Source organism: Gordonia shandongensis DSM 45094, from assembly GCF_000423025.1.
Classification (GTDB): Bacteria; Actinomycetota; Actinomycetes; order Mycobacteriales; family Mycobacteriaceae; genus Gordonia; species Gordonia shandongensis.
This window is the reverse complement of the sequence record NZ_AUHE01000001.1, coordinates 506,069-526,918: the sequence shown is the minus strand read 5'-3', so window position 1 is coordinate 526,918 and position 20,850 is coordinate 506,069. Positions and strand designations below refer to the sequence as shown.

Here is a 20,850-nt window from a genome sequence, read left to right as displayed (position 1 = left end):
CAAGCGCCTCGGTGCGGGCGCCACGGAAGCGTCAGCGGGACCGCAGGAACTCCAGATCGGCGCGGATGCCGTCGGCCGGCGTCTCCAGGACGCCCGGCGCGTCGGCGGTCCTCATCAGTTCGGCGAGCACCTCCGGATCGATTCGTCCCGACTCCAGGTTCGCGTGCCGGTCACGTCCCGAATCGAACTCGTCACGCGAGTTGTTCAGATGGACGAGATCGATGCGGCCGGTGATCCCGCGGATCCGTTCCACGAGACCCATCAGATCCTCGCCGCCCGCCCACGCGTGACAGGTGTCGAGGCAGAAACCGGCCTGGGGGAAGTCGCCGACCGCGTCCCACAACCGTTCGATCGACTCGAGGGTCCGCGCCATCGCATGCGACCCGCCCGCGGTGTTCTCGATGAGGATCGGGACGCCGAAACCACCCTTGTCGGCCTGCCTCTCGAAGAGCTTGCGCCAGTTGGCGAAGCCCTCGGCGGCGTCCTCGCCGTCCTTGAGATGGCCCCCGTGGACCACCAGGCCGATGGCCCCGAGATCGGCGGCGGCCGCCGCCTGCTGCTCCACGGCCTTGCGTGACGGCATCCGGAGCCGGTTGTTCAGGCTCGCGACGTTGATCTGGTAGCTGGAGTGCACCACGACGTCGATCGGCGACTCCCGGATCTCGGCGGCGTGCGGGTGCGGCTGCGGCTTCTTCCAACTCTGCGGATCGGCGACGAACATCTGAAACAGATCGATGCCGAGATCCTCGGCGGTGGCGACGGGGTTCTCGTCCTGACGAAGGTGGGCTCCGATGCGCATGGCTCTCACGATAGGTGAGCTGCTCGTCAGGTGAACTCGAAGACGGGTTCGGTCTCGATGCTGATCGGCACGCCCGCCGCGATCAGCAGTCGACACGGGGCCTCACTGTCGCCGTAGAGCGTGAGCCACTCGTGCCCGCTGCTTCCGCTCGCGTAGACCTTCTCCAACGCGCGTTCGAGACGGGCCTCGGTCTCCCTGTTGATGATGAAACGGCGGTCGCCGTACCGCAGGTATCGGTTCGACATGGCTGCCTCCGGACGAAGGGTGTGATATCGGACACTACCGTCGTTTCGTCGCCGGTACAGCCGAACGACCCGGGCGACCGGGGGCCGACGTCCTCGGGCGGTGGGGCCCGCCGCCCGAGGGTCAGTTGAGTTCCGGCGGCGACTGGCTCATCGACGGCGGAAAAGCGGTGGTGAAGTCGATCATCGCGGCGGTGTTGTCGATGGCCGTCACCAGGCCGATGCCGAACTGTCCGTGCTCGTCGTACAGGTTGGCCGTCCCCACCGACAGACCGGAGCTCTCGATGTGCGAGTCGGCCTCCAAGCCGATGCGCTCCCCCTCGGGGAGGCGGGCGAGCGCCACCGTGAGGTCGCCGTTGATGAACCCGATGCCGCCTTCACCCCAGTTGGTCGCCAGGCTCGTCGACTCGCCGGCGATCACCGCCCGCTGAAACGGCGTGAGCGGTTCGTCGGGGACCACCGAGAACGGGCGCGACCACAGGCTCAGACGCTCGTCGTTCTGGAATGCGGCCATCTCCGACGCCCACGGGCGCTCGGGGGTCCGGAACCACGGCCGGTAGCCCTCGCCGGGCTCCGACGGGGGCGTGAACGACGACGGCGGCCGCTGCCACCTGCCGCCCGGCGGGTTGGTGCCCTGCTTGAGGAAGACCACGGTGCCCCGGGCCACCAGGACCTCATCGGCCGAGGAGTCGGGGTGCTGCAGAACCGAGACCTCCACCACCCGGATCCGCCGACCGTCGCGCAGCACCCGGACGTCGGTGGTCGTGGGCAGTCGGCGGGCGCTCTTGAACAACTCCAGGGTGAACCGGGCGGGCTGGAACCCGTCCCGTCGTCCCGCCGATTCGGCCGCATGCGCGGCCGCCGCGCACACCGCCGGACCGTTGAGCGCGTCGGGACCCCACAGGCTCATCGCGAGCCTTCCCGGGATCAGCCGACCCTCGTCGTCCGCGGTGAAGAAACTCTTTCGTCCCATGCCAAGCAAGCTACGCTGCGAGCATGACCACTCACGCAACACCGTCTGTTCTGCCGGACGATGCGATCGGCGCCGTGCGGACCGCGGCCATCGCCACGTCCGTCGTCGGCATCGCGCTGGGTATCGCGGTGCTGGTGGCGCCCGGACTGTCGCTGTTCCTGGTGGGAGTCCTGTTCGGCGCGGCGCTGATCGTGACCGGACTCTTCCGCCTGTTCATCGCGTTCGCCGTGACCGCGGCCTCGTACTGGGTCCGGATGGGCCTGGCTCTGCTGGGGGTGGTGGTCCTCGCGGTCGGCGTGGTCGGCGTCCTCAATCCGGCCCGGTCGTTGGAGTTCCTCGGGATCATGATCGGCGTCGGCTGGATCCTGTCCGGCATGCACGACATCGTCGGCTGGCGGGCGCCGAGCACCCTCCTGCTGCCGCGGTGGACGGTGCTCGTCGGCGGTGCGCTGTCGGTGGCCGCCGGCATCGCGATGATCGTGCTCCCGGCCGTCTTCTCGCTGAGCGTGATCCTCTGGGTGCTGGCCGTCCTGCTGATCGCCGTCAGCGTCGCCACCCTGTGCAATCTGCCGACGAAGCGGTAGCGCGTCCCGCCTGAAGCGGTAGCGCGTCCCGTCTGACGCCACGCGGTGCCGCGTCCCGTCAGGCGGTCGGGGCGAGCAGTCCGTCGAGGGTGATCTCGGGGTCGATGCCGTCGTCGTCCGACGAGAGCCGCTCGGTCCAGGAGCTGATCGTCGCGAGCAGTTCGTCGGGGTGCCGCAGGGTGACACCGTCGACGATCCCCTTCCAGATCATGGAGGCGGGCCGGACGGCGGGCAGTGCCGCGGCGGCGCCGATCAGTCGTCGGGCGCCGACGGGGTCGGCCTCCCACATGGCGTCCGCGGTGGTCAGGTACAGGCCGATCGCCGCGCGCAGATCCCGCAGATGCATCATCGCCCACGCCCAGTGTTTGGCGACGTCGACGGTGACCTCCTGGCCGCGCCCCAGGGTTCGGACGTACTTGCTGTGCAGTTCGCTGCACAGCAGATCCGAGTCGACCCACATCTCGAGCTTCGACATGCAACGGACGCTGTTGTGCAGGGCTGCGAGGTATTTCACCGAGTACGGTCCCTCGCGGCGAGCACGGATCTCGCGGAGGACGGAGAACCCGGCGAGCGCACTGCTGAACTCGCCGGCGTCGTAGTCGGCGCGGGCTTGGCGGTTCAACTCGTCGAGCATGTGACCAGCGTCTCTCGGGGAGACGATTTCCGCAGCGTATTGGTCGTTCTCTCAGGATCGTCCCGGCCTCGCGGGGACGGGAGGTCAGGACCGGTGGAGCAGTTCCCGCCGGCTCACGACGCCGCCCGCAGCGAGGACGGCCGCGCCGAATGCCGACAGGTGGGCGCCGGTGGTGAGCGTCAGTCCGGCGGGGACGGCGATCAGGGTGAAGGCGATGCCGACGAGGGCGAGCGCCGACACCCATCCGTGGGCCCGCGCCCACCGCCGGTCCACCCGTCCCGCGAGCCGCGCCGCGGCCAACACGAGTGCGGCCGCGGCCGCCAGGAAGATCATCCAGTCGAGACGGTTGGTGTGCAGCGAATAGGCCGGACTGCTGCTGGAGCCGAAACCCGTCACGGTGACCGGTGCCGCGCCGTCGGTGCGGTACCAGGGCAGGGCGTAGCCGCCGATCGCGATGATCGCGCCGGCCAGGGACAGCACCGCGCACAGCGGGAAGGAGGCGTGTGGCACGGCCGTGCCGGAGTGGGGATGCTGGTCGATCACGGCACCTCCTCGGCCCGTCTCGGTTGTGGTGACTGCGGTCGTGGCGGCTCGTTTTCGGCGGTGGCGGCGACGACGGTTCTGACCGTAGGTCACCGCGCGAGACGGGTACGGCCGTCGAATGACGCGGCCCGCGGCCGGTCGGTGGGATGATCGGGGTCGTGACCGACACGGATGATCAGCGCGGCGGCCGCGCCGAGGCACCGCGCGACCTCAGCAGATGGGCGCTGCTGAGCATTGCGACGGCCCTGGTGACGATCGCGCTCAAAACCCTCGCCTGGCAGATCACCGGGTCGGTCGGTCTGCTGTCGGACGCCGCCGAATCGGTGGTGAACCTGGTGGCCGCGGTCGTGGCGTTCTTCGCCCTGCGGATCGCGGCGCGGCCCGCCGACGACGACCACAACTTCGGTCACGCCAAGAGCGAATACTTCTCGGCGGTGGTCGAGGGCGTCATGATCGTCGTCGCCGCCGTGGTGATCATGGCGACGGCGGTGGACCGGCTGATCAACCCCCGCGAGCTGGAGTCCGTCGGCATCGGCCTGGTGGTGTCGGTGATCGCGTCGGTGCTCAACGCGGTCGTCGCCTGGCAGCTGTTGCGCGTGGGTCGCCGCCACCGGTCGGCGACCCTGGAGGCCGACGGCCAGCACCTGCTCACCGATGTGTGGACCACCGGCGGCGTGGTGGTGGGCGTCGGGCTCGTCGCGGTCACCGGGTGGACGGTGCTCGACCCCGTCATCGCGATCATCGTGGCCGTCAACATCCTGTTCGTCGGCTACCGGCTCGTGAAGGAGTCGACGCTCGGTCTGATGGACACCGCGGTGCCCGACGCCGAGCGTGCCGCGATCGACGCGGTGCTCGACGGCTTCCGCACCGACGGCGTCGACTTCCACGACGTGCGCACCCGCGAGGCCGGGCATCTGCGGTTCGTGCAGCTGCACATGCTGGTTCCCGGCCGCTGGACGGTGCAGCGGGCCCACGACCTGCTCGAAGAGGTGGAGACGGAGCTGCACTCGGCCGTCGAGGATCTGCGTCCCACGATTCATCTGGAGCCGATCGAGGATCCGCGGAGTTACGAACCCTGGCGCCGCTGACGGGGCCGATTCGCTACCGTTTACGGCATGGATCGTGACCGGTTGGTGGACGTTGGGGTGGCGCTCGTATCCCGTTTCGGGGCCAAGGCCCTGAGCCTGACCTCGGTGGCGCGGCAGGCCGGCGTCGCCCGCGCCACGGCATATCGCATGTTCGGGGGACGTGATGCGCTCGTCGAGGCGATCGTCAACCGCGAACTCGACCTGCTGCGCGCCAAACTCAACGAGTGGGGCGCCGACGAATCCGATCCGCACGAGCGGGTCCGGGTCCGCGCCCTCAACACGCTCGCCCACATCCGCGGCCACGAGGCGTTGCAGTATGTGCTGCGCAACGAACCGGAGGAGGTCGTTCGGGCCCTCATCACGACCACCGATGCGGGCAGCCGGTCGTTCATCGAGATGATCGTCGATGCGACGCTGCCCGACGCCGACGCCGACGAGGTGGCGGCGCTGTACCCGAATCCGCGGGCGGGGAGCGAGTTCATGGTTCGGGTGATCTACTCGTGCATGCTCGTCCCGGAGAGCTCGATGAGCGACGAGGAGATCGCCGATCTGGTGGTGCGTGCCGTCGTTCGCTGACGGAGTCGACCGGCTAGTGTCGGACGCATGACAGGCACGGGCGCCCGCAGCATCTACGTCGCGTCGGCGGAAGGCGACACCGGAAAGTCCACGATCGCCCTCGGGGTCTTGGCTCTGTTGGCGGCCACCGGCGGCCGCGTGGGCGTGTTCCGTCCGATCTCCCGGGCCGCGGCCGGGGAACGCGATTACATCCTGGACCTCCTGCACCAGTACACGTCGGTCGACGTCGCCTACGAGGACTGCATCGGCGTCACCTACGACGATGTGCACGCCGACCCGGGGGCGGCCGTCGCCGAGATCGTCGCCCGGTATCACGCGGTCGCGGCGCACTGCGACAACGTGCTGGTGATCGGCTCGGACTACACGGATGTCGCGTCGCCGTCGGAACTGAGTTTCAACGCGCGGATCGCTGCCAATCTGTCGGCGCCGATCATCCTCGTGGTCAAGGCCTTCGAGCGGGAGCCGAGTGATGTCCGGGCGATCGCCGACCTGCTGATGGCCGACATCTCGTCGGAGCACGCCAGCACCCTGGCGATCATCGCCAACCGGTGCGACCCGGATCGTCGTCGGGAGGTCGCCGACGCGCTCGCCGAGACCGGTGTGGCGTCGTGGGCGCTGCCCGAGGAGCCGCTGCTCGTGGCGCCGACGATCGCCGAGCTCGCCGATGCGCTCGACGCCACCCTATTCAGCGGCGACGAGGACCTCCTCGACCGCGAGGCGCTCGACGTCATGGTGGGCGGGATGACGGTGGAGCACATTCTGGAACGTCTCGAGGAGTCGATGGTGGTCATCGCGCCCGCCGACCGTTCGGACGTCCTGTTGGCGCTGGTGAACGCCAATGCCGCCGACGGTTTCCCGCGGCTGGCCGGGATCATCATGAACGGTGGACTGCGGCCGCACCCGATGATCGACGCGCTGGTCAAGGGGCTGCGGCCGACGCTGCCGATTCTGTCGTGCGAGCACGGGACGTACGAGACGGCGCGGACTGCCGCACACACGCGGGGTGCGATGGCTGCGGGGTCGGTGCGGAAGATCGACGCCGCCCTGAGCCTCATGGAGCGTCATGTGGTGTCGACGGATCTGCTGGCGCAGCTCGACCTGCACACGCCGGAGGTGGTGACGCCGCAGATGTTCGAGTATCAGCTGTTGGCGCAGGCCAAGTCCGATCCGCAGCACATCGTGCTGCCGGAGGGGACCGACGACCGGATTCTGCGCGCCACCGATCGGCTGCTGCACCGGGGTGTCGCGACGTTGACGCTGCTGGGCGATGAGGATGCGGTCCGCCGCCGGGGCAACGAGCTCGGCATCGACCTGTCGGAGGTGGCGGTGATCGATCCGTCGACGTCGCCGTTGGCCGACGAGTTCGCCGCCGAGTACGCCGAGCTGCGCCAACATCGGGGCATGACGTTGGAGCGGGCCGCGGAGATCGTGCGCGACGAGTCGTATTTCGGGACGATGATGCTGCACACCGGTCTGGTCGACGGGATGGTGTCGGGTGCGGTGCACACCACTGCGCAGACGATTCGTCCTGCATTCGAGATCATCAAGACGGTGCCGGGCGTCTCGACGGTGTCGAGCGTCTTCTTCATGTGCCTGTCCGACAAGGTCCTCACCTACGGTGACTGCGCTGTGGTGCCGGACCCCACCGCCGAGGAATTGGCCGACATCGCGATCTCGTCGGCGCAGACGGCGGCGGCGTTCGGGATCGATCAGCGCGTCGCGATGCTCTCGTATTCGACGGGCGGGTCGGGGTCGGGGGCCGACGTCGACAAGGTGCGCGCCGCGACCGATCTGGTGCGGCAGCGGGCTCCGGAGCTGTTGGTGGAGGGGCCGATCCAGTACGACGCGGCCATCGAGCCGTCGGTCGCGGCGTCGAAGATGCCGGACTCGGAGGTCGCGGGTCGGGCGACGGTGCTGATCTTCCCGGACCTGAACACCGGCAACAACACGTACAAGGCGGTGCAGCGGAGCGCGGGCGCCATCGCGATCGGCCCGGTGCTGCAGGGCCTCAACAAGCCGATGAACGATCTGTCGCGCGGGGCGCTGGTGTCGGACATCGTGAACACGGTCGCGATCACCGCGATCCAGGCCCAGAACATCAAGGCCCAGAGCATCGAGGCCCAGAGCATCGAGGCCCAGAGCATCGAGGCCCAGAACGACGAAGTTCGGCAGGAGGGGAGCGGCGCATGAGCGGATCGCCGATCGACGGGACGGTCCTGGTGGTGAACGCCGGGTCGTCGTCGTTGAAGTACCAGGTCCTCGACCCGGTCACCGAGGAGGTGATCGCCGACGGGTTGGCCGAACGGATCGGCGAGTCGACGTCGCGGGTGAAGCACTGGTATCGCGGCAGCGAGGCGGTGTCCGACGAACCGTTGGCCGATCACGAGGCGGCGATCGCGACGGTCTTGGAGCTGTTCAAGGCCGACGGCGTCGACGTCGCGGACTCCGGACTGTCGGCGGTCGGTCATCGTGTGGTGCACGGCGGCCGGACGTTCTTCGAGCCGACGCTCATCGACGAGCGGGTCTCCTCGGAGATCGAGCGGATCAGTTCGTTGGCGCCGTTGCACAATCCGGCGAACCTGGTGGGCATCGAGGCGGTGACGGCGTTGCTGCCGGACGTTCCCGCGGTCGCGGTGTTCGATACGGCGTTCTTTCATGATCTTCCGGATGCGGCCGCCACGTATGCGATGGATGCGGGTGTGGCCGAGCGGTATGCGATCCGCCGCTACGGGTTCCACGGGACGAGTCACGAGTACGTCTCGCGCCGGGCGGCGCAGGTGTTGGGCCGCGACTGGGGTGAGCTCAACCAGATCGTCCTGCATCTCGGGAACGGTGCGTCGATGTCGGCGATCGCCGGCGGTCGGCCGCTCGACACGACGATGGGGATGACGCCGTTGGAGGGGCTCGTGATGGGGACTCGCACCGGTGACGTCGACGCCGGCATCGTCTTCCAGTTGGCGCGGGTGGCGGGGATGTCGATCGACGACATCGACACGCTGTTCAACAAGCAGTCCGGACTCAAGGGGATGTGCGGGGAGAACGACTTCCGTGCCCTCCTGGAACGGGTCGAGGCGGGCGACGAGGCGGCCGCCCTGGCGTATCGGGTGTATCTGCACCGGCTGCGCCGCTACATCGGCGCGTACATGGTGCAGCTCGGCCGCGTCGACACCGTGGTGTTCACCGCGGGTGTCGGCGAGAACGCCGCGCCCGTCCGACAGGATTCGCTCGCCGACCTGGAGATGTTCGGCATCGAGGTCGATCCGGAGCGCAACGCCGTCCGCGGCGACGAGCCCCGGGTGATCTCCACCGACGCCTCGACGGTCACGGTGCTGGTGGTGCCGACGAACGAGGAGCTCGCGATCGCCCGATCGGCTGTGGAGGTCGCGCGGGCGGCCCGCTGATCGTGCCCGGACCCCTCTTCGGAGGGTGGACTCGGCTTAGTGTGATGTGCACCATAGCGGGTATGACGAGTAACACGGATCTCTATCGCGCCAGCCGGGATCAGATGATCGACCTGATCGGCGACCACGACCATGACCGCGCCGTCGCCGAGTTCCGCTGGCCCGAGCTGAGCGGAGCGTTCAACTGGGCGATCGACTGGTTCGACGTCGTCGCCCGCGGCAACGACCGCATCGCCCTGTGGATCACCGAGGAGGACGGCTCCGAGACGAAGGTGTCGTTCGATGAGATGGCGACGCGGTCCGACCGGGTCGCCACCTGGCTCCGCGGCCTGGGCGTTCAGAAGGGCGACCGCGTCATCCTCATGCTCGGCAACCAGGTGGAGTTGTGGGAGGTGATGCTCGGGATCATGAAGCTCGGTGCCGTCGTCATGCCGACCACCGCCGCCCTCGGTCCCGCGGACCTGACCGACCGGGTCGAGCGGGGCGACGCGCGCTGCGTCATCACGAACGTCGGCGACGCCGCGAAGTTCGACGACATCGCCGGCGACTACCTGCGCATCGTGGTCGGTGGCGACGTCGCAGGCTGGACGTCGTACACGGACCACGAGACGGTGGAGTCGGCCGGACCGTTCGCCACCAACACCGACGTCGACGACACGATGCTCGTGTACTTCACGTCGGGGACCACGAGTCGGCCCAAACTGGTGGAGCATTCGCAGATCAGCTACGCCGTCGGGCACTTCACGACCGTCGCGTGGATCGGCGTCCGGCCGGGTGACGTCCACCTGGCGATCAGCTCGCCGGGGTGGGCGAAGCACGCATGGAGTTGCTTCTTCGCGCCGTGGATCGCCGAGGCGACGATCTTCGTCTACAACTATTCGCGGTTCGACGCGACCGCCCTCATGGCGCAGCTCGATCGCGCCGGCGTCAACACGTTCTGCGCCCCGCCGACCGTGTGGCGGATGCTGATCCAGGCCGACCTCGGTCGACGACCGTCGGGTCTGCGGGAACTGCTCGGCGCCGGCGAGCCGTTGAATCCGGACGTGATCCGCCGCGTGGAGGACGGGTGGGGACTGACCATCCGCGACGGCTTCGGGCAGACGGAGACGACGCTGCAGGTCGGCAACACCCCGGGCATGCCGGTGCGAGCCGGTTCGATGGGGCGACCGCTGCCGGGCGTCCCCGTGGTCCTCGTCGATCCCGTCACCGGGGAGCCGGCCGACGAGGGCGAGATCTGCCTCGACCTCGCGCAGCGGCCGATGAACCTGATGACCGGATATCTGGGCGACCCGGAACGCAACGAGCAGGTGATGGCCGGCGGCTACTACCACACCGGTGACGTCGCCTCACGTGACGCGGACGGCTACATCACCTATGTGGGCCGCACCGATGACGTCTTCAAATCGTCCGACTACAAGGTGTCGCCGTTCGAACTGGAGAGTGTCCTCATCGAGCATCCGGCCGTCGTGGAGGCCGCGGTCGTCCCGCAGCCCGACGAGACGCGCCTCGCGGTGCCGAAGGCGTACGTGACCCTGGCGCAGGGGTGGGAGCCGAACGCGGACACGGCACGCTCGATCATGGAGTACGGTCGCGACCACCTCGCCCCCTACCTCAAGGTGCGGCGCGTGGAGTTCTTCGAACTGCCGAAGACGATCTCCGGGAAGATCCGTCGCGTGGAACTCCAGCAACGCGAAGCCGCCGCCACCGACATCCCCACGGAATACCGCTACGAGGATCTCCTCTGACCCGAGCAGGGGCTGCCGGCCAGCGAACAGCTCCCCGTCAGGACGGTTGTCAGAACTCAGGACGGTTGTCAGAACAGGGTTGCGGGCCGGATCAGGTTGGCGAGGTCGACGAGCAGGAAGCGGTGGGCCCGGTTGTCGCGGGTGGCCTTCGCCAGATCGCGCAGCGAGCGTTCGGTGCCCGCCCGCAGGCCCTGCTCGGTGAAGGGGAAACCGAGGAAGTCGTCGGAGCTGTGGTCCTCGTCGAGGTGGGCGTCGATCCAGCCGAGCGCGGTACCCAGGATGATCAGCTGCAGGCGGCCGCGGCGCGGGTCGTCCCAACTGATCTCGCCGAACCGGTCGGCGGCCTCCATCAGCTCGGTGCGGGCGACCTCGTTGGACGGCCGACCGTGGACGAGGGTGAGGATCGCCGAGATCTGCGCCGTCCCGTAGTGGCGACTCGTCGTCGGCACCTCGTCGAGCGACTCGATCGCCTCGTCGTGGCGGCCGTCGGCGAGCAGCATCCGGGCCAGCCCGAAGGCCGCCGACACGATGCTGTGGTCGGTGAGCCACAGATCGTGATAGTTCTGCCGGGCGATGTCGTACCACCGCTCGATCTGGGCGAGCTGCTCGTTGGACGCGAGCTCCTCGGCCGAGAGCCAGTAACCGATCAGTTCGGCGGTGCCGGCGACGGCGAGTTTGGGGGCCACCTCGCCGGGCATCGCCTCGAGGACCTCGTGGAATCGTTCGAACGCCAACTCCGGTTCGGCGTTGAGCAGCGAACAGATCCCCAGATACCACTGGAGGCGCCACGAGTCGCCGTGGTGCACCGCGACCTCCCGCAGCAGTTGGAGCGCGGTGTCCAGATTCCCCAACTCCAGGTGGGCGCGCGCCTCCGCGAGATCGAGCTCCAGCGACGGGTGCAGCGGATCGTGTCCCTCGAGGGAGTCGGGCATGGCCGCCACCAACGCCTTGAACCCGTCGGCGCGCGCGGCGCGGATCGTGTCGAGCGTCTGCCGCGGATACGAGAGGGCCGCCGACGTGAGGACGCCCGCCGCCGGGTCGGACGGATCGACCAACGGCACCGGCAGGGCGTGTGCGATGTCGGCCGGATCGTGGATGGCGGCGTCCTTCGGGTCGAAGAACCCGTCGACCGGCGCCAACAGCAGTTCGGTGCCGAACGTCGACCGCTGCGGCGTGAACACCGTCGACATCGACGGCCGCGGCACCCCCGTGTGCAGGGCGACCGTCTCCCGCAGCACGTTGAGGACCTGCGTGGTCATCTCCTCGGCCGACGAGAAACGTTCCTTCGGGTCCTCCGAGGTGGCGCGCTGCAACAGGAAGTAGAACGACGGGTTCTCGACGAACAGCGGTGTCGCGTCCGGGTCGGGCAGCCCGTCGACGTACCGCCCCGACTCCATCGGCATGTCGACCGTGAGCACCGCGAGGGTGCGGCCGACACTGTAGATGTCGGTGGCGACCTGCGGTCCGGTCTCGGAGATCTCGGGGGCCTGGAACCCCGGGGTGCCGTACAGGCGCCCGTGGGCGTTGATGGGGGCGACGGCACCCAGGTCGATCAGCTTCACATCGTCACTGGTGATCATGATGTTGTCGGGCTTCACATCGTTGTAGACCAACCCCACCGAATGCAGATAGCCGACGGCCGACAGCACCTCGAGGATGTACGCCATCGCCTGCTCGATCGGCAGCAGCTTGGTGGTCCCGTCGTCGTCGGTGGTGAGCTGTTTGAGCGTGTGACCGCCCACGTACTCCATGACGATGTAGCCGACGGGACGGTCGTCGTCGGTGACCCACTCGACGAAGTTGAAGATCTTCACGATGCCGGGATCGTTCACTGACGCCAGGAACTGGCGTTCGGAGATCGCGACGGCCTGCGCCTGGGAGTCCGACGAGTTCAACAGCCCCTTGAGGACGACCGGCCGGTCGGAGACGTTGTGGTCGACGGCAAGATAGATCCACCCCATGCCGCCGTGGGCGATCGCGCCGGCGATCTCGTACTGGTCGGCGACCATCGTGCCGCGTTTGAGCCCGGGGACGAACGAGTACCGCGACCCGCAGTTGGGGCAGTCGCCGGTCAGCGGGCCCTCCCCGGGGCCCGACGACCGGCCCACCGGTTCGCCGCAGTTCCAGCAGCGGCGTTTGCTCTCGACGATCACCGGGTCGGCCAGGACGGCGTCCGCCGGGTCGATGTCGGTGATCTCCGGCAGCGCCACCAGCTCGCTGCCGAGCCGGCGGTCGTGGATCTGCGCGGCCTTCCGGATCTTCCGGCGCGATGCGGCGATGTCGTCGAGGATCTTGCGGACCTGCGTCGACTGCGTGGCGACCGGCACGTTCTCGGTGGTCGCGGTGTCGCCGAGGACCTGCTGCTCCACCGGGGAGCGGTCGGTGTCGGCGACGTCCTGCCCCTCGGTCCACACCGGGACGAACGTCGACGCCTCCGTCTGCACCGGCTCGTGCGCGTCTGGCCGGGGTGCGTCGGTCGCCTGGGTCTGCGCGGGCTCGGTCCCGACCCCGCTGTGCTCGTCGGTTCCGCTGGGCTCGGCTCGGCTGTGCTCGTCGTCGTTCATCGGTCAGTCTCGGTATCTCGTCGGGGGAGGGGAGCCCGGACCGAGCAGCGAGAGCCACTCGTTGTAGGAGCGCTGCCAACTGCCGTCCGCTTCACGTTCCGCCAACACCGCGTTCACGAAACGCACGAAGTCCTCTTTGCCCTTCGCGATGCCGACCGCGTAGTTCTCGGTGCCGAGGCTGTCGCCCACCATCGTCACCCACGGATCCTGGGCGGCGATACCGGCGAGGATCGGATCGTCGGAGGTGATGACGTCCACCTGCCCCTGCTGCATCATCACCAGGCAATCGGCCCAACTGTCGGTGGTGACGTACTGCGCCGAGGGGACCACCCGTTGGACGCGGGCGATGGACGTCGAGGCGCGCGTGGCGCACACCGACCGGCCGACGAGATCGGAGGTCTTCGTGATCCCCGAATTCCGGTACACGAGCATCCGCTGGGAGGCGGCGTAATACGGGACGGAGAAGTCGATGCGACGGTAGCGGCTGCAGGTGATGGACATCGACTTCACCACCAGGTCGACGTCCCCGCGGACGATCGCGTCGACGCGGTCGTCGGTCGACAGCATCCGGTAGTCGATGCGATTCGGGTCGCCGAAGACGGCCTCGGAGATCCAGTGCGCCACGTCGATGTCGAAACCCTTCACGTCGCCGGTGATCGGGTCGCGGAAGCTCAACGGATTGCTGCCGAGGTCGGTGCCCACCACGAGCCGGCCGCGCTGCGCGATGCGCTCCATCGTCGACCCGCGCGGCATCCGGTCGGGCTCGGGGAGCTCGGTGGGCCGCAGTCCCGACAGCGCATCGCAGTCGTCGGTCGACACCTCGGCCTGCGGCGGCACGCCGAAGGTCACATCCGGCGGGAGCGGATCGCGGGCGACGGCCGACGGCGGGTCGGACGCGTGATCGACGGTCGCCTCGCACCCGGTCAGCACCAGCAGCACGGCCGCTCCGGCGAGCGCCGTGACGATCACCGGCCGAGCGCGCCCGACACGGGAACGGCGGGCACCCCGATGCGGGGGACGGGACGGTCGGGAGTGGAAGCTCATCGGTACTCCCGGATGCGCGGAATGAGACCGGCGACGATCGCCAGTGCGGCGATCCCGCAGAACACGCCGATCCCGGTGCCCGTGAAGCCCATGAGCCGCTGCGCGTTGCCGATGTTGTCGCGGAACGTGGTCCGCGCCTCCGAGATCGCCTTGACCAGACCGTCGTTGACCTCGTTGTAACCGGTCGCCGTGCTGATCGCGCCGTTGCCGACGGTGAGCGAGCGGGCCGCGGTGAAGTCGCCCCCGGCCAGTCGGCGTCCGACCTCCTGGTGGGCGGCCCGCCAGCGGGTCAGCGCCGACGTCACATCGTCGAGGGGGCCCGTCAGGGCCGGGTCGTCGGCATGGTTCGGCGACCGGGAGAGCGCGTCGGCGTCGTTGTGGATGCGGTCGACGGCGCGCTCGAAGTCGGTGTCGAGCTGCCCCGGATCCGAGCGCCGCACCAGCGACAGCGTCTCGGCAGACCGCGCCTGCTGGGTCAGGATCCGCATGGTGGTGAGGGTGTGCAGGGGTTCGGCGCCCGAACTCTTCGCGGTGTTCGCGGCGGCGACCGACATGAGTCCCGACACCAGCAGCCACACCGTGCCCAGGCCGAGCGCCACGAGCGCGCCGAGCAGACCGACGTTGAAGTGGCGGCGAGTGCGCCGTGCCAGGTAGCGGCCCGTGCCCGCGACCATCGCGATGATGATCACCAGGGCGACATACACGCCCCACGGCGGGACGGTCAGCGTGCGCTGCGGATCGGAGATCGCCGCCGCCCGATCCTCGTAGAGGCGCTGCGCGGCCGGAAGGATGGTGCCGAGCATCAGCGCCGACGCCTCGCTCAGATAGGCCGAGCCGACCGGGTTTCCGAGCCGGTTGTTGATCCGGGCCGTCTCGATCAGCCCCGTGTAGACGGGGATCCCGGTGGCCAGGGTGTCGAGGTCCTCGCGCGCCCGCTTGTCCCGCTCCGTCGGGGCGGTGCCGCCGTCGAGTCCGTCGGTGGCGGCGATGAGGGCGGTGCCGGCCGTCGCGATGGAGTCGGTGTACTCCGAGCGCAGTTCGGGAGATTCGCGGCCGCCGGAGATGAACGCCGAGTTCGCGGCGGCGTCCGCCACCGACAGGGAGCTGTAGAGCACCTCGGCGGCCTCGGCCTGCGGTTCGGCACGACTGACGATGTCCTCGAGGGTCGCACTGCGGTCGGTCAGCGACGCCGACGAGTACCAGCCGGTGAGCGCGCACGCGAAGACCATCGCCAGCAGCAGCATCACCAGCTTCCCCGGAGTGGTGGTGGCGTAGAAGCGGAGAGTCAGCAGCGGCGACGAGACGCGTTCCCGCGTCATCGCCGCGATCTCCCTGCGGTCGGCGATCACCTGTCGCAGTGTCGGATTCGCGAGGTCTTTCTCGGGCAGCACGGCACGGCCTGCATGAGTGAGCGCGGAGCGCACTCGAGTTACCTGGCCGGTCACGAACTGTCCCTTCGGCGATCTGTCTACAACCCTAGTCGTGACACCCGCCACCGACCGTCGGACCCGGTACGGTGAGTCTCGAATCGGTCACGGGGTGTGATCGGCGGTCGGCGCGGGAGGATCACGGGTGCGCGGAGACGGAGACGGCTGGGTCTTCGACGGCGAGGGACGGCGGTTCTGGGGTCGCCACGGTGCGGCCGGACTGCTGCTGTCGGCGCCCGTCGACGACGGCGTGGCCGTGCTCCTGCAGCATCGGGCGATCTGGTCGCACCAGGGCGGAACCTGGGGACTGCCGGGCGGGGCGCGCGATTCGCACGAGTCGGTGGAGGAGGCCGCGGTCCGCGAAGCCGGCGAGGAGGCCGGCATCGTGGCCGGAGACCTGTCGGTGGTCGAGTCGATCGTCACCCACGACGCCGGTAACGGGTGGACGTACACGACCGTCATCGCCCGCGCCGCGCATCCGGTCGCGACGGTCCGGAACGGGGAGTCGGCCGAACTGCGCTGGGTGCCCGCCGATGCGGTGGCCGACCTGCCGTTGCATCCGGGGCTGGCGGCGTCGTGGCCGGGACTGCGCACCCGGTTGGGGTGACCCGACCGGGCTGCGGGGCGTGTGCTCAGCCGGCGACGGGCGCGAGCTGGTTGGCGCCGGCGATGAGCGCGTGAACGGCGGACTCGTCACCGCGCCGGGCACGGCCGTACGACCAGCAGCGTCGCGAATCCCGTTCGCACAGAAGATATGTCGTGACCTGGCCGTCGTCGTCCTGCTGTGACAGCGAGACGATCTCGACGCCGGCACCCATGCCGTAGAGCATCTCGCTCATCGCCCCGATGGGGCCGCTGGCCGTCGCCGACAGATCGAAGTCGCGCGGACCCGCCGAGAAGCGGGCCCGGCAGACCACGGTGTCGCCCGGAGCCGCCTCGATCGAGAGATCGCGCAGGGCGAGCATCCCGTGCGGGGCGAAGGTGTCGTCGAAACGCTGCGTGGACATGGTGGCCGCCTCCCGTGGGAACCAGTGCGGCAGACGACGAGTCGGCCGCGGCTGGTCGGAACCGTGACGGCTACAGGATGTGGGGACGATCTGAATGGAACGCATCTGTGGGATTCACTTCGGTCGAAGAGTGGGTGACCGACGAGTGAGAATGTGGAGGAACGACGAACCCGCAGCGGGGGGTCGGTCGAATCAGACCCCGCTGCGGCGGGTTACAAGGAGCTTCCACGTCATGATGGAGGACAGCTTACTCACCGTCGGCGGGAAGGCAACCCCAGCCGGGAACGCAGGTCGCGGGCCGCGGCCGCGGGATCGTCGGCGCCCGTGATCGCCCGGACCACGACGATCCGCTCGGCGCCGGCCGCCGCCACCCGGGGGACGCGGGCGGCATCGATCCCGCCGATTGCGAACCACGGCGTCGACGGTCGCGCGGCGGCGGTGGCCGCCACCAGATCGAGTCCGGTCGCCGCCCGTCCCGGCTTGGTGGGGGTGCTCCAGCACGGGCCCGTGCAGAAGTAGTCGACGTCCGGGTCGGCCTCGGCGTCGCGCGCCTGGTCGACGTCGTGGGTCGAGCGCCCGATCACCACATCGGGACCGACGACGGCGCGGACGGCCGACGGCGGCAGATCGTCCTGACCGACGTGGATCACGTCGGCTCCCGCGGCCGCCGCCACGTCGGCGCGGTCGTTGACCGCCAGCAGGGCGCCCGCGTCGGCGGTCAACGTGCGGAGCTCGGCCAGCAGCGCCAGCTCCGCGCGCACGGTGAGCGTCCCCAGGGCGCGCTCCCCGGCCGACTCCTTGTCGCGCAGCTGCACGATGTCGACACCGCCGACGAGTGCCGCCCGGACGAAGTCGAGCAGGTCGCCGCGCTCGCGACGGGCGTCGGTGCACAGATACAGCCGGGCGTCGGAGAGACGGTCGAGACGGTGGGAGCGGGCGGTCATATCCGCCACGGTAGCGGTAGCATCGAGGGTGTATTCCACACGGGAGTCCGCGGGTTCGGCGGACTGAGAGTGGGCGCCGCCGGCCCTGACCGTCACACCTGATCCGGGTCATGCCGGCGAAGGGAGGCCGCGTCGTGGTGGGCGCACTCACAGTGGTCGGCGGCGGTGCCGTCGGATTGACCTGCGCGCTCGCCGCAGCCGACCGCGGGTGGTCGGTCCGGGTGATCGACGCCGGCCCGCGTCGGCGCGCGGCCGACGTCGCCGGCGGCATGCTCGGCTGCTTCGCCGAAGGCAGACCGGGCGAGGACCGGTTGCTGCAGATCGCCCGCGCATCGGTGGACGGGTGGCCGGATCTGCTCGCTCGGCTCGGCGATCCGGACCTCTCGGTCGCCGCCGACACGCTCCTGGTGGCGGCGTCGTCCGCCGACCTCGACGAGCTGACGAGGCAGGTCGACTTCCTCGCCGACCGCATCCCCGGCGGCGCGGACCGGCTGCCGCGGATGACCGCGCGGCAGCTGCGGGCCGCGGAGCCCGCACTGTCGCGGACGGTCGCCGGGGGATTCCGTGCGATCGGCGAGGGGGCCGTCGACAATCGGCGTCTCATCGCCGCACTCGACCGTGCGCTGGTCGCCGCCGGTGCGACGGTCGCCAACGGCGAGGTGACCGACCTCGACGCACTGCCCGGTGACCGGATCCTGGTGGCCGCGGGACTCGGGGTGCGACGGCTGGTGCCGTCGGTGGACGTGCGCGGTGAGAAGGGCGAGATCCTCCGGTTGGCGCGGACGTGGTGGTCGGTGCCGCCGCCCGACCACGTCGTCCGGGCGCGCTGGCACGGCCGCGTCGTCTATGTGGTTCCGCGGGCCGACGGGGTGGTCGTCGGGGCCACCCAGTACGAGGCCTTCGACGACGATGATCGGACCCCGTCGGCCGGTGGCGTGGCCGATCTCCTCGCCGATGCCGGTGAGCTGATGCCCAGCCTGCGCACCTACGAGCTGACGGAGGTCGCGGCCGGGATCCGGCCGTCGTCCCCCGACGGAATCCCGATCGTGGAGCAGATCGACGACCGGGTGATCGTGGCGGCCGGCCACGGTCGCAACGGGATCGCGCTGGCGCCCTGGACGGCGGCGCGGTTCGTCGAACTGCTCGACACCTCGGACGACTGTTGACCACACGCAGTAGGCCACCTGCAAGCCAGCCACACGCCGAACAGCCACACGCCGAACAGGCACACGCCGAACAGGCACACGCAGACAGCAAGGAGAATTCGATGGAACTGACCGTGAACGGCGACGTCGTCGTCCTCGACGAGGCGCCGACCGTGACCGGGCTGCTCGCCCACCTCGATCTGCCCGACCGCGGCGTCGCGGTCGCGGTGAACGGACTGGTGCGACCGAAGGCCGAGTGGGAGCAGCCGCTGCCCGCATACGCCGAGGTCGACGTCCTGACGGCGGTTCAGGGTGGGTGAATCAACACCGTGGCGGATCGGCGGAACCGAACTCGGGTCCCGCCTCATCATGGGAACCGGCGGCGCTCCCTCGCTGGCGGTGCTCGAGCGTGCGCTGGTGGCGTCGGGGACGGAGTTGACGACGGTCGCCATGCGTCGGGTGAGCCCCGAGCAGGGCACGGGCGTCCTCGACCTGCTCCGCCGGCTCGGGATCGGGGTGTTGCCGAACACCGCGGGGTGCCACACCACCGCGGAGGCCGTGCTCACCGCCCGGCTCGCCCGCGAGGCCGTCGAGACCGATCTGGTGAAACTCGAGGTGGTCGCCGACGACCGCACTCTGCTGCCCGACCCGCTCGAACTGGTCGACGCCGCATCGGCTCTGGTGGCCGACGGGTTCGGAGTGCTGGCCTACACGAATGACGATCCGGTGCTCGCCCTGCGCCTGCAGGACGCCGGAGTGGCCGCGGTGATGCCGCTCGGCTCGCCGATCGGGACGGGGCTGGGGATCACCAACCCGCACAACATCGAGATGATCGTCTCGCGCGCCTCGGTCCCGGTGATCCTCGACGCCGGGATCGGCACCGCCAGCGACGCGGCCCTGGCGATGGAGCTCGGGTGCGACGGCGTGCTGTTGGCGTCGGCCGTCACCCGGGCCGACGATCCGGAGACGATGGCGGCGGCGATGCGGCACGCCGTGGCCGCCGGACGCCTCGCCGCCGGGGCGGGTCGCATTCCGCGACGCTTCTGGGCGCACGCCTCCTCGCCACCCCGCTGACGCCGCCGGGAAGTGTCACGAGGTGTCGCTGGGGTGTTCGTCGGGCGTCGGTTCCCGCCCTCGACGCCATCCGCCCCGCTCCGGTGGGGCCTCGCCGAAGTGGTCGGGGTCGCCGGAGCCGTACCAGGCCACCAGGAGGGCGCCGATCGCGGCGCCCACGAATCCGACCACGGCGAGCCACCCGAGGCCGGGGTGCGCGCTGTCGCCGAGGAAGGTGACGCCGATGAGGCTGGGGGCCGCGGTCTCGCCGAAGACGACGAGCGCCGTCACACCGTTGACCGCACCCACCTGGAGGGCGACGGTCTGCACGTAGAAGCTGACGGCGCCGGCGATCGCGATCGACCACGCCGCCGGATCGGTGAGGATGGTCGCGAGGTCGAACGGGTTGAGCCCGTTGAGGACTCGGACGCCGCAGGCGATGATGCCGAACAGCAGTCCGGCGCCCGCACCGCCGATCGCGGCGGCCCATTTCCCGCCGAGGTACACCCCGGCGATCGACAGGGCGCACAGCGCCAGCGTCACCAGCAGCAGGCCCCAGTGGAACGACATGGGCGCGGTGTCGTTGGCGCCGGGGGCCGACGACACGCCCAGCAGGAACAGGGACAGGACGACGAGCCAGATCGCGACCCAGTCGCGGGTGTGCAGGTTGATCCGCAGCAGCAGCGTGCCGAGCAGGGCGGTCACCACGAGGTTCGCCGAGACGATCGACTGGGCGAGGAACAGCGGGAGGAAGCGGGCGGCGACGGCGCCGCCGGCGAATCCGGTGACCTGCATCACGGTGCCGAGGATGAAGGCGGGATCGGCGATGGTCGTGAACGTCGACGAGACCGACGGCGATGCGCTCCCGTCGAGGACCGGCTTACCGTCTTCGCGCTGTTCGACGGCCACACGGCGGGCGGCGAGCGCGCGCAGAACGGTGGAGACACCGTAGGCCACCGCAGCCATCGACGCCGCAATGATCCCGATTGCGAACAACGAAGATTCCCTCGATCAGTGTGGTGTGTGCAGTTGATAAGAGTTCAGTAAGAACACGCTACACGGGGCGGGGACCGGGTTGTCT

The 20,850-nt window shown here is 69.6% G+C and carries 21 protein-coding genes; 10 read left to right on the top strand and 11 right to left on the bottom strand.

The genetic code is table 11. The features are described from left to right. Positions 1 to 31: 31 nt before the first annotated feature. The 3 genes from G528_RS0102660 to G528_RS0102650 all read right to left on the bottom strand — a co-directional run bounded on the left by G528_RS0102660 (position 32) and on the right by G528_RS0102650 (position 2,014). The gene (locus G528_RS0102660; protein WP_026917617.1) at positions 32 to 799 is read right to left on the bottom strand and encodes a deoxyribonuclease IV; all 768 of its coding nucleotides are present in this window, start codon (positions 797 to 799) and stop codon (positions 32 to 34) included. A 26-nt stretch (positions 800 to 825) separates the two neighbouring features. Then, a complete protein-coding gene (locus tag G528_RS0102655; RefSeq protein ID WP_026917616.1) occupies positions 826 to 1,044 on the bottom strand; it encodes a hypothetical protein in 219 nt (72 codons plus the stop codon). A 121-nt stretch (positions 1,045 to 1,165) separates the two neighbouring features. Beyond that, positions 1,166 to 2,014: an acyl-CoA thioesterase domain-containing protein gene (locus G528_RS0102650; RefSeq protein WP_026917615.1), complete on the bottom strand. Its 849-nt coding sequence runs from the start codon at positions 2,012 to 2,014 to the stop codon at positions 1,166 to 1,168. A gap of 23 nt (positions 2,015 to 2,037) precedes the next feature. Between G528_RS0102650 and G528_RS0102645 the strand changes: the two genes are divergently transcribed. Further along, positions 2,038 to 2,598, top strand: a complete 561-nt coding sequence (locus tag G528_RS0102645; protein ID WP_026917614.1) for a DUF308 domain-containing protein — start codon at positions 2,038 to 2,040, stop codon at positions 2,596 to 2,598. A gap of 58 nt (positions 2,599 to 2,656) precedes the next feature. On the opposite strand, the gene G528_RS0102640 is transcribed toward G528_RS0102645, so the two are convergent. Both G528_RS0102640 and G528_RS0102635 read right to left on the bottom strand, forming a co-directional pair. After that, a complete protein-coding gene (locus tag G528_RS0102640; protein WP_026917613.1) occupies positions 2,657 to 3,232 on the bottom strand; it encodes a hypothetical protein in 576 nt (191 codons plus the stop codon). Between the two features lie 84 nt (positions 3,233 to 3,316). Then, positions 3,317 to 3,775, bottom strand: coding sequence for a hypothetical protein (locus tag G528_RS0102635; protein ID WP_026917612.1), 459 nt, complete (start codon positions 3,773 to 3,775; stop codon positions 3,317 to 3,319). A 158-nt stretch (positions 3,776 to 3,933) separates the two neighbouring features. On the opposite strand from G528_RS0102635, the gene G528_RS0102630 reads away from it, so the two are divergent. The 5 genes from G528_RS0102630 (at position 3,934) to G528_RS0102610 (ending at position 10,585) form a co-directional block, all read left to right on the top strand. After that, on the top strand, positions 3,934 to 4,863 hold the full coding sequence (locus G528_RS0102630) for a cation diffusion facilitator family transporter (RefSeq protein WP_026917611.1): 930 nt from the start codon (positions 3,934 to 3,936) through the stop codon (positions 4,861 to 4,863). Between the two features lie 27 nt (positions 4,864 to 4,890). Beyond that, positions 4,891 to 5,439 (top strand): TetR/AcrR family transcriptional regulator, encoded by a 549-nt coding sequence (locus tag G528_RS0102625; RefSeq protein WP_026917610.1) that lies wholly within the window; start codon positions 4,891 to 4,893, stop codon positions 5,437 to 5,439. 27 nt (positions 5,440 to 5,466) lie between these two features. Then, positions 5,467 to 7,629, top strand: coding sequence for a phosphate acetyltransferase (pta, locus tag G528_RS16200; RefSeq protein ID WP_051198198.1), 2,163 nt, complete (start codon positions 5,467 to 5,469; stop codon positions 7,627 to 7,629). Next, positions 7,626 to 8,840 carry an acetate kinase gene (locus tag G528_RS0102615; protein WP_026917609.1) on the top strand — a complete coding sequence of 405 codons (1,215 nt, stop codon included), beginning with the start codon at positions 7,626 to 7,628 and terminating at the stop codon, positions 8,838 to 8,840. The genes pta and G528_RS0102615 overlap by 4 nt, the downstream gene beginning before the upstream one ends. Before the next feature lie 62 nt (positions 8,841 to 8,902). Beyond that, positions 8,903 to 10,585 (top strand): AMP-binding protein, encoded by a 1,683-nt coding sequence (locus tag G528_RS0102610; RefSeq protein ID WP_026917608.1) that lies wholly within the window; start codon positions 8,903 to 8,905, stop codon positions 10,583 to 10,585. Between the two features lie 68 nt (positions 10,586 to 10,653). On the opposite strand, the gene G528_RS16195 is transcribed toward G528_RS0102610, so the two are convergent. Genes G528_RS16195 through G528_RS0102595 form a run of 3 tightly spaced genes read right to left on the bottom strand, consistent with a single transcriptional unit; the run spans position 10,654 to position 15,638 of the window. Beyond that, entirely contained in the window at positions 10,654 to 13,149 is a 2,496-nt protein-coding gene (locus G528_RS16195) for a serine/threonine-protein kinase (protein WP_051198197.1), read from the bottom strand. 3 nt (positions 13,150 to 13,152) lie between these two features. Continuing rightward, positions 13,153 to 14,193 carry a glutamate ABC transporter substrate-binding protein gene (locus tag G528_RS0102600; RefSeq protein ID WP_051198196.1) on the bottom strand — a complete coding sequence of 347 codons (1,041 nt, stop codon included), beginning with the start codon at positions 14,191 to 14,193 and terminating at the stop codon, positions 13,153 to 13,155. Continuing rightward, complete coding sequence (locus G528_RS0102595) at positions 14,190 to 15,638, bottom strand: hypothetical protein (RefSeq protein ID WP_026917606.1); 1,449 nt, start codon at positions 15,636 to 15,638, stop codon at positions 14,190 to 14,192. The genes G528_RS0102600 and G528_RS0102595 overlap by 4 nt, the downstream gene beginning before the upstream one ends. Positions 15,639 to 15,765: 127 nt before the next feature. Between G528_RS0102595 and G528_RS0102590 the strand changes: the two genes are divergently transcribed. Further along, positions 15,766 to 16,227: an NUDIX hydrolase gene (locus G528_RS0102590; RefSeq protein WP_026917605.1), complete on the top strand. Its 462-nt coding sequence runs from the start codon at positions 15,766 to 15,768 to the stop codon at positions 16,225 to 16,227. A 25-nt stretch (positions 16,228 to 16,252) separates the two neighbouring features. On the opposite strand, the gene G528_RS0102585 is transcribed toward G528_RS0102590, so the two are convergent. Beyond that, positions 16,253 to 16,627, bottom strand: coding sequence for a hypothetical protein (locus G528_RS0102585; RefSeq protein WP_026917604.1), 375 nt, complete (start codon positions 16,625 to 16,627; stop codon positions 16,253 to 16,255). Between the two features lie 251 nt (positions 16,628 to 16,878). Next, positions 16,879 to 17,571, bottom strand: coding sequence for a thiamine phosphate synthase (thiE, locus tag G528_RS0102580; RefSeq protein WP_026917603.1), 693 nt, complete (start codon positions 17,569 to 17,571; stop codon positions 16,879 to 16,881). Between the two features lie 137 nt (positions 17,572 to 17,708). On the opposite strand from thiE, the gene G528_RS0102575 reads away from it, so the two are divergent. From G528_RS0102575 to thiG, 3 genes are all read left to right on the top strand, one after another. Beyond that, the gene (locus G528_RS0102575) at positions 17,709 to 18,737 is read left to right on the top strand and encodes an FAD-dependent oxidoreductase (RefSeq protein ID WP_425402200.1); all 1,029 of its coding nucleotides are present in this window, start codon (positions 17,709 to 17,711) and stop codon (positions 18,735 to 18,737) included. 101 nt (positions 18,738 to 18,838) lie between these two features. After that, positions 18,839 to 19,036, top strand: coding sequence for a sulfur carrier protein ThiS (gene thiS / locus G528_RS0102570; protein ID WP_026917601.1), 198 nt, complete (start codon positions 18,839 to 18,841; stop codon positions 19,034 to 19,036). Continuing rightward, positions 19,029 to 19,790 carry a thiazole synthase gene (gene thiG, locus G528_RS0102565; RefSeq protein WP_026917600.1) on the top strand — a complete coding sequence of 254 codons (762 nt, stop codon included), beginning with the start codon at positions 19,029 to 19,031 and terminating at the stop codon, positions 19,788 to 19,790. The genes thiS and thiG overlap by 8 nt, the downstream gene beginning before the upstream one ends. Positions 19,791 to 19,805: 15 nt before the next feature. Here thiG and G528_RS16190 read toward each other — a convergent pair whose 3' ends face one another. Then, positions 19,806 to 20,765 (bottom strand): hypothetical protein, encoded by a 960-nt coding sequence (locus tag G528_RS16190; RefSeq protein ID WP_035718542.1) that lies wholly within the window; start codon positions 20,763 to 20,765, stop codon positions 19,806 to 19,808. Between the last annotated feature and the right edge of the window lie 85 nt (positions 20,766 to 20,850).

Coding starts and splice junctions, on each gene's coding strand:
- G528_RS16195 (WP_051198197.1), bottom strand. CDS start 13,149: ATGAACGACGACGAGCACAGCCGAGCCGAGCCCAGCGGAACCGACGAG.
- G528_RS0102600 (WP_051198196.1), bottom strand. CDS start 14,193: ATGAGCTTCCACTCCCGACCGTCCCGTCCCCCGCATCGGGGTGCCCGC.
- G528_RS0102625 (WP_026917610.1), top strand. CDS start 4,891: ATGGATCGTGACCGGTTGGTGGACGTTGGGGTGGCGCTCGTATCCCGT.
- G528_RS0102585 (WP_026917604.1), bottom strand. CDS start 16,627: ATGTCCACGCAGCGTTTCGACGACACCTTCGCCCCGCACGGGATGCTC.
- G528_RS0102640 (WP_026917613.1), bottom strand. CDS start 3,232: ATGCTCGACGAGTTGAACCGCCAAGCCCGCGCCGACTACGACGCCGGC.
- G528_RS0102645 (WP_026917614.1), top strand. CDS start 2,038: ATGACCACTCACGCAACACCGTCTGTTCTGCCGGACGATGCGATCGGC.
- G528_RS0102610 (WP_026917608.1), top strand. CDS start 8,903: ATGACGAGTAACACGGATCTCTATCGCGCCAGCCGGGATCAGATGATC.
- pta (WP_051198198.1), top strand. CDS start 5,467: ATGACAGGCACGGGCGCCCGCAGCATCTACGTCGCGTCGGCGGAAGGC.
- G528_RS0102660 (WP_026917617.1), bottom strand. CDS start 799: ATGCGCATCGGAGCCCACCTTCGTCAGGACGAGAACCCCGTCGCCACC.
- thiS (WP_026917601.1), top strand. CDS start 18,839: ATGGAACTGACCGTGAACGGCGACGTCGTCGTCCTCGACGAGGCGCCG.
- thiE (WP_026917603.1), bottom strand. CDS start 17,571: ATGACCGCCCGCTCCCACCGTCTCGACCGTCTCTCCGACGCCCGGCTG.
- G528_RS0102615 (WP_026917609.1), top strand. CDS start 7,626: ATGAGCGGATCGCCGATCGACGGGACGGTCCTGGTGGTGAACGCCGGG.
- G528_RS0102650 (WP_026917615.1), bottom strand. CDS start 2,014: ATGGGACGAAAGAGTTTCTTCACCGCGGACGACGAGGGTCGGCTGATC.
- G528_RS0102655 (WP_026917616.1), bottom strand. CDS start 1,044: ATGTCGAACCGATACCTGCGGTACGGCGACCGCCGTTTCATCATCAAC.